Here is a 14260-nt window from a genome sequence, read left to right on the forward strand (position 1 = left end):
ATGAAGACAATACGTCATTATGCGTTAGGTTCTGTAGCGGTTACTGGATTGGCACTAAGTGGATGTGGCTACCTAGGCTTTGGAGATAGTATTACCATCGGTGCAAAGTCTTTTACCGAGCAGTATATTTTATCAGAGATGACTTACTTCATCCTCGAAGATGCGGGTTATCAAGTTCGGCAAGTGGAAAACCTCGGAAGCAATGTATTACGATCAGCATTAGAAAATGGTCAAGTCGATATTACGTGGGAATATACTGGGACAGCGATAGCGACCTATTTAAATATGGAACCAATAACGGACCCAGAAGAAGCCTATGCAACCTTGCAAGAAGTGGATGTTGAAAACGGACTGCACTGGATGAATATTTCAGAAGTGAACAATACGTATGCACTCATTATGAATCGAACACAAGCTGAAGACCTTGGGATTGAATCGTTATCGGATTTAGCGGATTATGTGAATGAAAATCCCGGAGAAATTAGCATGGGAACCGATGCAGCTTTTGCGAATCGAGCTGATGGATTACCTGGTTTAGAAGAGGCATACGGATTTGAATTTGGTAGCGGTAATATTGAATACATGGATGCGGGATTATTATATGAAGCGCTGTATAATGAAGAATTGGAAGTGGCAATGGGTTATGAAACCGATGCGCGAATTGATGATTATGATCAAGTCATTTTAGAAGATGACGAGGTGTTTTTTGCCCCATATAACGCCGCTGTTCATATGCGATTAGATGTATTTGAGGAAAATCCAGAGATCGAAGAATTGTTAAGGCCACTAGCGGAGACGTTAGATAGTGAGATTATGCGTGGGTTGAATTATCAAGTTGATATCGAAAGGCAAAGTGTCGCCCTCGTTGCTCATGATTTTCTTGTTGAGGAAGGGTTCATCGAAGGAGACAAATAAAAAGAAGAACCACCTCTAGCAAATGCAGAGGTGGTTGTCTTTTTATTTTTGAGGTGGGTTTGGTGGTCGCCTTAATGCTTGCCAGCCTAAATAAAAATCAAGCGCCGCAATAAAAACAAGCACGATAGGGAAAAAGCCCCAGCCGTTTGTTTCAACTTGGATATACGTTAAGTAAACGAATAAAAGACCAAGTAAAATGTAAAAGAAGCCAAACATTCTCATTAAATCATCATTCCTAACATGTTATAAATAAAGCTTGCTACATCCATCATCTCATTAATGTCGTCAATAAGGAGAACCTGAACAATTACGACAAATGAATTCAACGCAATATGGGCGATAATAGGCACGATAATTCGTTTTGTTTTTACATACAGAAAGGCAAATGCAAAGCCCATAGCACCGTAAATTAAAATATGTTGAAAATCAAAATGAATCACAGCAAAGATAACTGAACTAATCAAGCCGGCGATCCAGAAATTTGTCCGAACATAGAGCCAACCGAATATCGCTTTACGAAAAACAAGCTCTTCAATTATCGGTCCAATCACAGCAATCACTATAATAAACGGCAGGAATTCTTGCGCAATGGCGACTAAGTCCGCCGTATTCTCCGATCCTTGATCAATTCCAAAAATAAGGGTTTGGATTAAACCGGCAACGATTTGAGTACCAAAGACAAGAAAAACACCAATAATTGACCATGATACGGTTTCAAGTGGCGTTATTTTTGTTCCTCGTAACCCACCACCGAGCTGCTCATCCCGACGCAAAATGAGTAAGATGGCAACAAGTCCAACAGAAAAAGATAAAATGGACGATACCCCTATAAGTAATGCCTCGTCCGTAACGCCAAAAAAAGATTGTAACACTGTTGAAGCTACGAGCGCTAAACCAGTTTGCATGACAATATAAGCAAAGACGACAAGCGCGTATCTCATTGTTAACGTATTGCGTATTAACATTCGTGCTGTTACGAGCGCAATACCAATTGTTAATACTACGGAAAGAATCATGGAAAGTCCGCTATTCATATTCAGGAAACCTTGTAATACAACAACAAGCGTAAATGCCACGGCGATTTGCATGATCACAAAAAACAAAATCCCAACGCCATTATAAATAATTTTCACAAGCGAACTCCTTTACACATGTAGTCAGTCTAAATTCCCACCCATCATATCATATTATTCGTCTCGTTTCAGTTTCAGACCCCTTAAGAAAAAAACTGTCCAAAAAAGTCAGGCTAACCTCTTGCAAAACAGGTGCAGAATGATTATCATAGGAATTGTGTTAGCACTCATCATAACCGAGTGCTAATAATAAACACTACATACGTCTTCAAAGGAGGGTGTTTTCCTTGTTAAAACCATTAGGAGATCGCATCATTATTGAGCAAATCCAATCAGAGGAAAAAACAGCGAGTGGGATTGTACTTCCTGACTCTGCACAAGAAAAGCCGCAAGAAGGCAAGGTCGTAGCTGTCGGTACAGGTCGTGTGACAGATAACGGCGAAAAAGTAGCGCTTGAAGTAAAAGAAGGCGATTCAATCATCTTCTCAAAATATGCTGGTACAGAAGTTAAGTATGAAGGTACGGACTATCTTATTCTTCGCGAAAGCGATGTTCTAGCAATTATTGGCTAATGAAGAACAAATAAATACGAACCAACATACAGGAGGCAGATACAATGGCTAAAGATATTAAGTTTAGTGAAGAAGCACGTCGCTCCATGCTTAAAGGTGTAGATACACTAGCAAACGCTGTAAAAGTAACGCTTGGACCAAAAGGTCGTAACGTTGTATTAGAAAAGAAATTCGGTTCACCTTTAATTACGAATGACGGTGTAACAATTGCAAAAGAAATTGAACTTGAAGATGCATTTGAAAACATGGGTGCTAAGCTTGTTGCTGAAGTTGCAAGCAAAACAAACGATATTGCTGGAGACGGTACAACAACAGCAACTGTACTTGCTCAAGCGATGATTCGTGAAGGGTTGAAAAACGTTACTTCTGGTGCGAATCCTATGGGCATCCGTAAAGGGATTGAAAAAGCGACAGCAGCTGCTGTATCAGAGCTAGCAAGCATTTCTAAGCCTATCGAGAGCAAAGAATCCATTGCGCAAGTAGCAGCGATTTCTTCTGCTGACGAAGAAGTTGGCCAAATCATTGCAGAAGCAATGGAGCGCGTTGGCAACGACGGTGTTATTACGATTGAAGAATCAAAAGGGTTCTCTACAGAGCTTGAAGTTGTGGAAGGAATGCAGTTTGATCGTGGATATGCATCACCCTATATGGTTTCTGATTCTGATAAGATGGAAGCGGTTCTTGATAACCCATATATCCTAATTACAGATAAGAAAATCTCAAACATTCAAGAAGTTCTTCCTGTTCTGGAGCAAGTGGTTCAGCAAAGTCGTCCAATCTTGATCATCGCTGAAGATGTTGAAGGGGAAGCTCTAGCAACACTTGTTGTAAACAAATTACGTGGAACATTTAATGCTGTTGCAGTAAAAGCACCTGGTTTCGGTGATCGTCGTAAAGCAATGCTTGAAGATATCGCGATCCTAACAGGTGGAGAAGTGATTACAGAAGATCTAGGTTTAGATCTTAAAGCAGCAACAATTGACTCTCTTGGTCGCGCAAACAAAGTGGTTGTGACGAAAGAAAACACAACAATTGTTGAAGGTTCTGGTAATCCTGAACAAATCTCAGCTCGTGTTGGCCAATTAAAAGGTCAAGTGGAAGAAACAACATCTGAGTTTGACAGAGAAAAACTACAAGAACGTCTTGCGAAACTTGCAGGCGGCGTAGCTGTTCTTAAAGTTGGAGCTGCAACTGAGACAGAAATGAAAGAAAAGAAACTTCGCATTGAAGATGCTCTAAACTCTACACGTGCAGCAGTTGAAGAAGGAATTGTTGCCGGTGGTGGTACAGCGCTTATCAATGTTATTCAAGCAGTTCGAGCAGTCGAAGCTTCAGGTGATGAAGCAACAGGTGTAAACATTGTTCTTCGCGCACTTGAAGAGCCAGTTCGCCAGATTGCACATAACGCTGGTCTTGAGGGATCAATCATTGTAGAAAAATTGAAGACTGAAGAAGTTGGAATTGGCTACAATGCTGCTACAGGCGAGTATGTAAATATGGTCGACACTGGTATTCTTGATCCAGTTAAAGTAACACGTTCTGCACTTCAAAATGCGGCAAGTGTATCAGCAATGTTCTTAACAACAGAAGCTGTAATCGCTGATAAGCCTGAGGAAAACGAAGGCGGCGGCATGCCTGATATGGGCGGAATGGGCGGAATGGGTGGTATGGGCGGCATGATGTAAATCATGCTTTCATGTGAAAGGTGTTAAAAGCTTTTCACACCCATTTCGAACAAATAACCTACTTTCTCAAGAGGAAGTAGGTTATTTTTGTTTGTTCACCAATTTAGAAGCGAAATTCATTTCAGTCCCTTTTTTTGCTTATTTCTTGTATACTTTTAGAGAGGATTAATATGTGGAAGGAGGACTTATCATGGATGATGAATTGCTACAAAAGTTTTGCGAGGAGCATATGTCTTCTTTACAAAAACGATTAAGAGAGATTTATACGATTGAGACACCCGAAGTAATAAAAGAGGAAGACACCGGCGAAACGATTAATGTAAACGATAAGTTATCGGAATATCGCTTTATTGAAGCGGTCTATGCCAATATTGAACAAAGTAATCAAACGGAGGGGGAAGTGTACCAGCACTATCAATCAGCTCTTGATAATTTACGAGCAAAGAAACATTTTTTAATGGAATTAAAAGAAGAAATCGAAGAAAAAAATGAAGCAGATATTACGAATACCAAAATTATGATTAATGCGTTTCATAAAGAAATGTAAATACCATAAAAAATCTGTAGGCGTGATACACGTATCACGCCTACAGGTTTTTATTATGTTCTATCGTTCGTTAAGTGGAAGTGAAGCCTTTAATCTTGTAATGGTTTTATACTGCGTGCCCAATAAATGAAGGGCATAGCTAATAGCGAGACGATAAATTTCATGATATACGTCGTTAATGCAATTTCAAACCATACGCCCATGGAATAGACTCCTAAAAAGGCGATTGCACAAAAGATGAGTGTATCTAGCGCTTGTCCAAAAATACTTGAGACGATATTCCGCAACCAAAGCATGTTTGGAAAAAGCTTTTTAAAGAAAGCGAAGATGTAAATATTAATATGATTACTAATAAGAAATGCTGTTAAGCTTCCTAGTGCCACTCGAAGTGCAAAATCAAAGATAAATGCAAGATGGTCATGTGCTAAGTCCTCGCCATGAGGTGGGAATAGCAAGACAAATTGCATGATGATCGTCGAGACAAGAAGCGTTGAAAAACCAAGCCAAACCGCTTTTTTAGCGATTGCTTTGCCGTATTTTTCATTAAGAAGGTCAGTAGCAAGGAAGGTTGTGGCGTACATCACGTTCCCCATGGTAACAATCAGACCAAAAAGCTCAATGGTCTTCAACACTTGTAAATTAGCTAAAATGGCGGCAAAGCCAATCCAGGTAATAATGCCTGTCTTGCCAAATAATTTATAAAATAATACAAGGAATGAAAAATTTGCGATCGCAAAAAGTAAACCAAGAATTTCTGTCGGCATAAAAAAAACTCCTCTAGTTTTGATAGCGCAGGAAGGTCACGAACTGCGTGTCAGGAATGTACCGAAAAACTTTACCACAAGCGAGAAGGTTTGTACAGTCTTACATAAAAGAAAACCCTAGAAAACAAGCGTACTTATTTTCTAGGATTCGTCTATTCGTTCTTATAATTTTACCGGTTCAGAAATAAACTGGATGAGCGTTTCATTAAACTTCTCTTGCTCATCATGAAAGAGGCTGTGACCACTTTCTTCGAACGGAATAATAGTGGCATCTTCAATGCCTTTTTCCATTTGCTCTGCTAGATCAAACGGACATATGCCATCGTTTCGTCCATGTAGAATAGCTGTTGGGACTGAAATGGCTGCTAAATCATCGCGCAAATCAGCATCCCGGAGAGTGCGAGCAGAAGCAATGGTGGCATGAGGTCCTGCTTGCATTCCTAGTGAATGGAACCAGCTATTGTAATGCGTGCTCGGTTCTTTTCCAAAGAATAGTCCGCCAAAGTCTTTTAGCATATCTGCTCGATCTGTATAGGCTCCATCAATAAGGCCATCTACATTTTCTTTTGGTAATCCATACTCAAAATCATCTCTTTGCGTAAACACCGGAGCAGCAGCTCCTAATAGTGCTAAGCGTGCAATTCCTTTTTCTCCATGTTTCGCCATGTAGCGAATGGCAATTGCTCCTCCCATGGAGAAACCGCAAAGCACAGCATCCTTTAAACCTAATGTGTCAATGACAACACGTAAATCATCTGCCATACGATCATAATCATAGCCGTGAGCTGGTTTATCCGATTGTCCATATCCTCTTAAATCTACACCAATAAAGCGAAATCCTTGTTCAGGTAGTGTAGCCATCTGGTGTTCAAACATCTTATGGTTGACAGGCCAGCCGTGTAAAAAGATAACAGGTTGTCCACTGCCAATATCTTCAACAAATAATGTCGTTCCATGTTCGACTTCAATTCGATGTGCCATTTTAAATCGCGCTCCTTTTATCTAGTAAATGTTCTTGTCTCTTGTGTACCCAAATGATTTCTTTTAAAACGATGAGAATTATTTTCTGACACACATTCTTAGGCAAATGTGCATAAGGTATAGCGAGAAATGAAGGAGTGTGAAAAATGACAATTGCGACTGGTGCTGAATTTTTAAAGCGGATGGAGCGTTTGAAGAGTGATGTATGGATGGACGGAGCGCGCATCGAGCATCCTTACACTGAGGTTGAACCTTTCCGTTCGGTCTTACGTGCCAAGAGCGCTCTGTATGACATGGTTCACGATGAACGGTATTCGACTATTTTACAAGCGAAGGATAAACAATCAAATTTCTCTTTTGAAATCCCACGTACAAAAGAAGATTTAATCAAACGAAGAAAAGCAACGCAGTTATGGGCAAATCAAACGTTAGGTGTTCTTGGCCGCTCTCCAGATTATGTGAATACGATGATTACCATTATGGCGGGAGCAAAAGACTTTTTTTCTGAGAATGATCCAGCATTTGGAGAGCATATTGACCGTATCTATAGACGAGCAAAAGAGCACGATTTAACTTTTACACATACTTTCGTAAACCCCTCCATTAGCAGAAAGCCTTTTTATCCTGATGGTGAGGGGAAAGAGCAAGCGATTGCAACAAAAATTGTGGAAGAGACGGAAGAAGGCATCATCATTGACGGGGCTCGGTTATTAGCCACTCAAGGTGGGATTACTGATGAATTGCTTGTTGTCCCTTCAGCTGCGTTTATTGATAGTGACTATTTATTTGGTTGTACGGTTCCATCCGATGCAAAAGGACTCACGTTTATTAATCGACCTGCTTACAAAAAGGAAAGTGTGTTCGATTCGCCTTTGAGCGCTCAGTATGAAGAAGGAGATGCGATTGTCGTATTTGACCACGTGTTTATTCCATGGGAGCGTGTTTTCTTATATCGAGATGAGTGGCTAATGAATGAGTTATTTATGAAAACAGGGGTTGAATCATTTTTATTATATCAAGCTGTTAATCGCCAAGTTGTCAAAACGGAGTGGGTGCTAGGGATTGCTCAAGCGTTAGTAGCAACATTTGATATCGAACGGCATCAGCATATTCAAGGAAAACTTTCAGAGATCATCATTGCATTAGAAGCAATGATGGGTTTTGTCTATTCCTCCGAGGCTCAGGCGGAGTTAAACGACTATGGCATCATGGTTCCTAAATTGGAAACGTTAAAAGCGTGTGCGTCTTATTATCAGTCAACCTACCCACGATTAATTGAAATTATTCAGCTTTTAGGAGCAAGTCATTTTATTGCCGCTCCAAGTGAAAAAGATTTCAACTCAGAAATTGCGCCTCAACTTGAACGATTTGTAAAAGGTGAATACGTAAGTGCTTACGATAAATTTCAGCTTATTCAACTTGCTAGAGATCTTTCGATTACTGAGTTTGGTAGTCGCCAACTGCTTTATGAACGATACTTTTACGGAGATCCGATTCGTGTACTCTCTTCTTTAAACGGGCTGTATCGCCCGAAAAAAGAAGCACTACAAGAAAGAGTTCATAGGTTTTTAAAGAGAGAGAAGTGATTATTCGCTTCTCTCTTTTTCTAGAAGTGGATGATAAAAATCACCGTTTTTGCCTCCGGTTTTTTCAACGAGCAGTGTCTCTTCAATGATCATACTTTTATCGACCGCTTTGCACATATCGTAGAATGTTAAAGCGGCAGCGCTGACGGCGGTAAGAGCCTCCATTTCGACACCAGTATTGCTTTTCACAGTAACTGTGGCATGAATGATGAGTACATAATCATTGGATTCTTCACGTTGGGAGAAAGAAAATGTTAAATCTGTTCCTTGAATCGTAATGGGGTGGCACATAGGAATCCAATCTGCTGTTTTTTTTGCTGCCATGATTCCGGCAACTTGGGCAACGGAAAGGGGATCGCCTTTTTTTAATCCTTCCTCGTGAATCGCCTGATACAAAGCAGGTGATAAGCGGACTTTTGTACGTGCTGTAGCTGTGCGAGCTGTTTCGTCTTTATCGGCGACGTTCACCATTTTTGCCCGGCCTTCATTATTAAAATGTGAAAAAGAAGTCATATTAGTCTCTCCAATCCGTTATACGGTTAATATTCTTAAAATAAGGTACGTCATCTGCAAAGTTGATTCGCTTTGTGTCAACAGTTGAGTAAAGGGCGCGCATACTTGAAAAGTCGGGTAGTAACCTTTCAATTGTTGAAAGACAGTTGACGCTATACAACCCGTGTAAAGGTTGGTCGAGTCCTCCATGAACTGGAAGGAGAACGTCAGAATCAGGATAGCGATTTAGTTGTTGTTGCATAAACACCGTAAATGATTCATCTATATAGGGTAAATCACCTGCTAATACTTGAACATGGGTAAAGTGATGCTGTTGAACATAGTGCAAGCCTGTGTATAGTGCTGAGAGTGGTCCCTCATGGGGCGTTTGTTCAATAATAAAAGGATTTTTTTTGTTAAAATAGGCTGCAAGCTGTTCGTTTGTTACAATGTAATAAGAAAGGGGTGCTTGTTGAAGCGCACGAACACTTTTCAAAACAAGTGGGGCCCCTTCGTAATCAGCAAATAATTTTTGCGTACCATACCGACTGGATTTTCCACCTGCTAGGACTAGACCGGCAATGTTCATTTTCTAAGTTCTCCTAATAGATGAGGAATCATCGGGATAATAAATTCCTCCATGCCGAGTTTAACTGCATTTGAAGAACCAGGTAAGGCGAATATCGCAGTGTTGTTTACCACCCCGGCAATGGCGTTGCTGAAAAGTCCTCTTACGCCAATTTGTTCAAAACTTCTTTGCCTAAATTGTTCACCAAAGCCATGTAATTCCTTATCAATGAAGCTTTTTATGGTAGCATGAGTGTTATCACGTTTGCTTATCCCGGTTCCGCCATTACAAATAATGACATCAATAGCGTGATTTTCTTCTAAGGAACGCAGATTTGACGTTAAAAGTTGCGGGTCATCGGGTATAAGAATATATGATGCAATTTTATGGTGATCTTCTAGCAATTGTTGAATAAGTTGACCACTTTTATCTTCTGTTTTTGAACGAGAGTCAGATAACGTTAAAATGGCAACAGTGGCGTGATTGACGTCATGTAAATGGTGCATAGCCTTCTATCCCTCTACTTTCTATATACATAATGAATAAATAACGAACGATCTAACTAATTTCTCTCACTCTATAGTAAGTGAGTAGAAAGGAGCAGTAAAGTATGAACATGAATGTTGAAGATCAATTAAGTAGACCGCTACGAGATTTACGTATTTCGATCATGGATAAATGTAATTTCCGGTGTACGTATTGTATGCCTAAAGAAATATTCGGTAAAGACTATGTTTTTATGAAAGAAGAAGAACTGCTAACGTTTGCGGAAATCGTTCAGACAGCAAAGCAATTCGCCGCTTTAGGTGTAAATAAGCTCCGAATAACAGGTGGAGAACCACTTCTTAGAAAAAATGTCGATGAACTTATACAAGAACTAAATCAAATTGAAGGCATTGACGACATTGCTTTAACGACGAACGGCGTGATGCTGCCTAAGTTAGCGAAGTCGTTAAAAGAAGCAGGGCTTAAGAGAGTGAATGTAAGTTTAGATGCTTTGGATACGACTGTTTTTCAAGAAATGAGCGGGCGTGCAACAAAAGCCGATGTGGTCCTTCGAGGCATTGATGCCGCACTTGAAGCAGGCCTTGGCGTGAAAGTAAACATGGTGGTTAAACGTGGGTTAAACGAGCAAGAAGTCGTGCCGATGGCGAGTTATTGTAAAGACAAAGGCATCATGCTGAGGTTCATTGAATTTATGGATGTGGGACAAACAAACGGCTGGGATTATTCAAAAGTAGTCTCGAAGAAAGAACTTCATACGCTCGTATCGGAGATTGCTCCACTAGAGCCTGTTGACGAATATTACTTTGGCGAAGTGGCTAGTCGTTATCAGTATGAAGGGTCTGACGTTCAAGTCGGATTTATTTCATCCGTAACAGAGACATTTTGTGGAACTTGTACGAGAGCGCGCCTTTCTGCTGATGGAAAAGTGTTTACTTGTTTGTTCTCTGAATCAGGAACCGATTTAAAAGAGGACCTACGAGCTGGTCAAACGGACTCGTTCATCAAAGAAAAAATAAAGAGAATTTGGGAAAATCGATCTGATCGATATTCAGAATTAAGAACCGCAGAATCATCTAAAAATAGGAAAAAAATTGAGATGTCTTATATAGGTGGATAGGAATGGAGGTGCCAGAATGGTAGAAAGAAGACAACCAATTCAAATTGATGAAGCCGTTGAGCATGTAATGGCCTATCCATTAGAAGTACGAACGGAAAAGGTGTCAATTGTTCAGAGTTACGGGAGAATGATAGCGGAAGACTTACGAGCAAGTCATCCTGTTCCTTCTTTTAATCGCTCGCCTTATGATGGCTTTGCTATTCGTTCTGCTGACACCGTTTCAGCCTCGCGGGAGACACCAGTCAGATTTCGTGTAATTGGAGAGATTGGTGCTGGTCAAGTGTTTCAATCAGAAATTGGCGACTATGAAGCTGTTCGAATTATGACTGGAGCCATGATTCCTGCCGGTTGCGATGCAGTCATTATGCTCGAGCTTGTTCAGGAAAAAAGCAGCAGCGAGATTGAAATTAAACGGCAAGTCAAGCATCATGACAATATTTCCTTTATAGGAGAAGACACTCAAGAAGGGGAAATGATTACAAAGGCAGGCAGTTTGATTCATCCGGGAATTATTGCTCAACTTGCTACCTTTGGAGTGGCTGACGTTTCAGTTGCAGCACAACCTGTTGTAGGCATTCTCGCAACTGGAAGTGAATTAGTAGACGTAAATGAACCGTTAGAACCAGGGAAAATTCGAAACAGTAATGCGTATATGGTTGCGGCACAAGTATTACGTGCTGGTGGTATTCCAGTCATGCTTGGACACGTTGAAGATAAAATAGAACCGTGTATGAAGATTATTCGTGAACAATTCCATAAAGTGGATCTCATGATTACAACAGGTGGCGCTTCTGTAGGGGATTTTGATTTAGTTCCTGAAATTGTGAAAGAATTAGAAGCGGAGACATTGTTTAATAAAGTAGCGATGCGGCCTGGTAGCGTCACAACCGTTGCTGCTACAAAAAGTGGGAAACTCTTGTTTGGTCTATCTGGGAATCCAGGGGCATGTTTTGTTGGCTTTGAACTATTTGCTCGCCCAGTCATTCGTCGTTCGCAACGAGCAAAAGCGCACCTTCCCTTAAGTAAAGGAACTCTAGGCGTTGATTTTCCTAAACCGAATCCGTTTACTAGACTCATTCGAGGTAAGTTGGAAGAAGGTACAGGAAACCATATTGTATACCCCTCTGGACTCGATAAATCCGGATCCGTCGTTTCGCTTGCAGAAGCTGACGTGCTCATTTTATTACCCGGTGGGACAAGAGGGTATAAAAGAGGGGACAAAGTCGACGTGTTGATTTTAGATAGCAATGAAGGAAGTGATTCCTCCTGGGAAACATTCTTCAAGTCGTAGGGTATAAGAATGCTGGCAAAACCACTTTTATTGAAAAGCTACTTATCGCTTTCCAACAGACACATTTAACTGTGGCGACGATTAAACATCATGGCCACGGCGGCGAACCTGATGGTATGACAGACAGTGCTCGCTTCATGCAAAAGGGTTCCGCCTCCTCCCTTGTTGAAGGCGATGGCGTGGTGCACCTTTCGACAAATGCCATCAATCCTTCCCTGGCCCATTTGATCGATGTTCAAACTTACTTATGTTGTCCAGATATAATTTTTATTGAAGGATGGAAGCAAGAAGCGTATCCAAAGGTGGTCTGTTTACGAGACGAGAGCGATTTGTCGTTACTTTCTTTAAGCAATATTTGCTGTGTTCTTTATCACACGTTAGACAACATAAAAAACGTACCATATCCAGTCTTTCAACGGGATGATCCAGCTGCCTTAACATACATAAAAGAGTATATAGAGAGAAATGAGGGAGAGTACCATGTATGAATTAACAAAGAATCCGATCCAAGTTCAAGACGTCATCGATAAAGTAATGGATCGAAATTGCGGTGCTGTTGCCACTTTTCTTGGAACTGTGCGTGAATTAACCCATGGAAAAAAAACAATTAGGCTTGAATACCATGCGTATGAAACGATGGCTACAAAAATGTTGCAAAAAATTGGGGAAGAAGTACAAAGCAAATGGCCTGGAACAAAAGTGGCTATTACCCATCGATTAGGAGTTTTGGAGATTAGCGAGATCGCCATTGTCATTGCTGTTAGCTCTCCTCATCGAAAAGCAGCATACGAAGGAAACGAGTATGCAATGGAGCGGATAAAAGAAATGGTGCCTATCTGGAAAAAAGAATACTGGGAAGATGGTTCAAAATGGATTGGCGATCAATTGGAGCAACAGTCTTATCAAACAGGAGGACCATTATGATTCAGCTGCTTTTATTTGCAGGTTTAGAAGAAAAAATAGGGCATAAAACGTTAGAGATCTCGTTTACAGGCAAAACGGTTGCTCAACTAAAAACGTATATAGAAGAGACGTACCAATTAGACCGAGGTTCTTTAAAAACGATGATGGTTGCAATTAATGAGGAATTCGCTACGAATGAAGAAACGTTAAAGTCAGCAGATACGGTGGCATTCATACCGCCAGTAAGCGGTGGCTAAAAGACGTTGTCGTAAAAGGAGGCTTGATGAGTGAAGGCGTAAGTCGCACTCATCAAGTTTTTTTCGCTCATTTACTGTAAATTCTCATATAAAGAAAAAGCATCCCTATAGTTATCTATAAAGGGACTATGTAGTAGAAGGAGCTACTTAGTCCTATTAACTACTTTTCTTTTCGAAATCTTCTTCTTGATATTCCTTCTTCGTATAGCTAATGGCAAAGTAGGTTCCAGCAACAAAGACAGCTCCACCAATAATATTACCAAGTGTTACAGGAATGAGGTTGTGAAAAAAGCCGTTTATCGTAACTGCCTCCGATCCACCGTGCATAAGAGCCATACCGAGTATAGACATATTCGCAACACTATGTTCAAAGCTAGCGGCAACGAAGGCGAAAATTAATACGAAAATTAAAAAGAGCTTTGCGATATCGCCTTCAGCTCGCAAGGATGTCCAAATGGCAAGACAGACAATCCAGTTACACAAAATCCCTCTAAAGAATAATTCAAGCATTGGTGCATTCATTTTGTTTGCGGCTAGAGTCATCATATAATCATCTGGGCCTACAGCAGCAAAAATTCCTGATAAGAAAACAAGGGCTGAAATGGCAAGTGCACCAATCAGATTTCCGAAGTAGCTCCACCCCCAAATAATAAGGGTTTGACGCCAATTCGTTACTTTAGAGAGCGAAGATGCCATAAAAATCATATTGTTACCTGTAAATAATTCCGATCCTGCCCAAAGAACAAGGGCTAAAGCAACACCGAAAGTTGCTCCTGTCATAATGCTAACAAATGGTGAATTGGCTTCATATAAAGGGTTTCCAACAGCAAAAAGCACAAGGGATCCAATTCCTACGTAAGCGCCTGCAAGAATCGAAGCAAGTAAATAACGAAATGGTGATTTTTGTAGCAAGCCATATTTATTTTTAGCTTGTTTGTTTAACGTATGTAATGTGTCTTTATACATAAACATCCTCCTTTACTATGTTACCGAATATACCCA

General features: G+C 40.5%; 18 protein-coding genes. 10 read left to right on the forward strand and 8 right to left on the reverse strand.

Translation table 11 applies throughout. The annotated features are described in order from the left end of the window. Window positions 1-915, forward strand: coding sequence for an ABC transporter substrate-binding protein (locus tag ACE1TH_RS00105; RefSeq protein ID WP_099302050.1), 915 nt, complete (start codon window positions 1-3; stop codon window positions 913-915). A 42-nt stretch (window positions 916-957) separates the two neighbouring features. Here the strand turns inward: ACE1TH_RS00105 and ACE1TH_RS00110 are convergent, their stop codons facing one another. Both ACE1TH_RS00110 and ACE1TH_RS00115 read right to left on the reverse strand, forming a co-directional pair. Next, complete coding sequence (locus ACE1TH_RS00110; protein WP_099302049.1) at window positions 958-1137, reverse strand: DUF4305 domain-containing protein; 180 nt, start codon at window positions 1135-1137, stop codon at window positions 958-960. Further along, window positions 1137-2048 carry a CPBP family intramembrane glutamic endopeptidase gene (locus ACE1TH_RS00115; RefSeq protein WP_255301151.1) on the reverse strand — a complete coding sequence of 304 codons (912 nt, stop codon included), beginning with the start codon at window positions 2046-2048 and terminating at the stop codon, window positions 1137-1139. The genes ACE1TH_RS00110 and ACE1TH_RS00115 overlap by 1 nt, the downstream gene beginning before the upstream one ends. 227 nt (window positions 2049-2275) lie before the next feature. Here ACE1TH_RS00115 and groES point away from each other — a divergent pair, with 227 nt between their 5' ends. The 3 genes from groES (at window position 2276) to ACE1TH_RS00130 (ending at window position 4792) form a co-directional block, all read left to right on the forward strand. Next, window positions 2276-2560 carry a co-chaperone GroES gene (gene groES / locus ACE1TH_RS00120; protein WP_099302048.1) on the forward strand — a complete coding sequence of 95 codons (285 nt, stop codon included), beginning with the start codon at window positions 2276-2278 and terminating at the stop codon, window positions 2558-2560. A gap of 44 nt (window positions 2561-2604) precedes the next feature. After that, a complete protein-coding gene (gene groL, locus ACE1TH_RS00125) occupies window positions 2605-4245 on the forward strand; it encodes a chaperonin GroEL (protein ID WP_099302047.1) in 1641 nt (546 codons plus the stop codon). Window positions 4246-4435: 190 nt separating this feature from the next. Continuing rightward, window positions 4436-4792: a hypothetical protein gene (locus tag ACE1TH_RS00130; RefSeq protein WP_099302046.1), complete on the forward strand. Its 357-nt coding sequence runs from the start codon at window positions 4436-4438 to the stop codon at window positions 4790-4792. A gap of 89 nt (window positions 4793-4881) precedes the next feature. On the opposite strand, the gene ACE1TH_RS00135 is transcribed toward ACE1TH_RS00130, so the two are convergent. Beyond that, window positions 4882-5556, reverse strand: a complete 675-nt coding sequence (locus ACE1TH_RS00135; protein ID WP_255223842.1) for a queuosine precursor transporter — start codon at window positions 5554-5556, stop codon at window positions 4882-4884. A gap of 162 nt (window positions 5557-5718) precedes the next feature. Beyond that, window positions 5719-6537, reverse strand: a complete 819-nt coding sequence (locus ACE1TH_RS00140; RefSeq protein WP_099302044.1) for an alpha/beta fold hydrolase — start codon at window positions 6535-6537, stop codon at window positions 5719-5721. A gap of 146 nt (window positions 6538-6683) precedes the next feature. Between ACE1TH_RS00140 and ACE1TH_RS00145 the strand changes: the two genes are divergently transcribed. After that, entirely contained in the window at window positions 6684-8123 is a 1440-nt protein-coding gene (locus tag ACE1TH_RS00145; protein WP_375078180.1) for a 4-hydroxyphenylacetate 3-hydroxylase family protein, read from the forward strand. Here the strand turns inward: ACE1TH_RS00145 and moaC are convergent, their stop codons facing one another. Genes moaC through ACE1TH_RS00160 form a run of 3 tightly spaced genes read right to left on the reverse strand, consistent with a single transcriptional unit; the run spans window position 8124 to window position 9689 of the window. After that, window positions 8124-8636: a cyclic pyranopterin monophosphate synthase MoaC gene (gene moaC / locus ACE1TH_RS00150; protein WP_099302042.1), complete on the reverse strand. Its 513-nt coding sequence runs from the start codon at window positions 8634-8636 to the stop codon at window positions 8124-8126. Between the two features lies 1 nt (window position 8637). Beyond that, window positions 8638-9204, reverse strand: coding sequence for a molybdenum cofactor guanylyltransferase (locus ACE1TH_RS00155; RefSeq protein WP_099302041.1), 567 nt, complete (start codon window positions 9202-9204; stop codon window positions 8638-8640). Then, complete coding sequence (locus ACE1TH_RS00160; protein ID WP_255223839.1) at window positions 9201-9689, reverse strand: MogA/MoaB family molybdenum cofactor biosynthesis protein; 489 nt, start codon at window positions 9687-9689, stop codon at window positions 9201-9203. Before ACE1TH_RS00160 ends, ACE1TH_RS00155 begins: the two co-directional genes overlap by 4 nt. 104 nt (window positions 9690-9793) lie before the next feature. Between ACE1TH_RS00160 and moaA the strand changes: the two genes are divergently transcribed. The 5 genes from moaA to moaD are packed head-to-tail and all read left to right on the forward strand — an operon-like array spanning window position 9794 to window position 13258. Continuing rightward, a complete protein-coding gene (gene moaA / locus ACE1TH_RS00165) occupies window positions 9794-10807 on the forward strand; it encodes a GTP 3',8-cyclase MoaA (protein ID WP_255223838.1) in 1014 nt (337 codons plus the stop codon). A gap of 16 nt (window positions 10808-10823) precedes the next feature. After that, complete coding sequence (locus ACE1TH_RS00170; protein WP_099302038.1) at window positions 10824-12098, forward strand: molybdopterin molybdotransferase MoeA; 1275 nt, start codon at window positions 10824-10826, stop codon at window positions 12096-12098. A gap of 44 nt (window positions 12099-12142) precedes the next feature. Further along, window positions 12143-12586 carry a molybdopterin-guanine dinucleotide biosynthesis protein B gene (locus ACE1TH_RS00175; protein WP_255225399.1) on the forward strand — a complete coding sequence of 148 codons (444 nt, stop codon included), beginning with the start codon at window positions 12143-12145 and terminating at the stop codon, window positions 12584-12586. Beyond that, on the forward strand, window positions 12564-13022 hold the full coding sequence (locus ACE1TH_RS00180; protein ID WP_255223837.1) for a molybdenum cofactor biosynthesis protein MoaE: 459 nt from the start codon (window positions 12564-12566) through the stop codon (window positions 13020-13022). The genes ACE1TH_RS00175 and ACE1TH_RS00180 overlap by 23 nt, the downstream gene beginning before the upstream one ends. Next, complete coding sequence (moaD, locus tag ACE1TH_RS00185) at window positions 13019-13258, forward strand: molybdopterin converting factor subunit 1 (protein ID WP_255223836.1); 240 nt, start codon at window positions 13019-13021, stop codon at window positions 13256-13258. Before ACE1TH_RS00180 ends, moaD begins: the two co-directional genes overlap by 4 nt. A 156-nt stretch (window positions 13259-13414) precedes the next feature. Here moaD and ACE1TH_RS00190 read toward each other — a convergent pair whose 3' ends face one another. Then, window positions 13415-14224 carry a formate/nitrite transporter family protein gene (locus tag ACE1TH_RS00190; RefSeq protein ID WP_375078181.1) on the reverse strand — a complete coding sequence of 270 codons (810 nt, stop codon included), beginning with the start codon at window positions 14222-14224 and terminating at the stop codon, window positions 13415-13417. Window positions 14225-14260 lie beyond the last annotated feature (36 nt).

The organism is Shouchella sp. JSM 1781072 (genome assembly GCF_041949915.1).
Taxonomy (GTDB): domain Bacteria; phylum Bacillota; class Bacilli; order Bacillales; family Bacillaceae_D; genus Shouchella.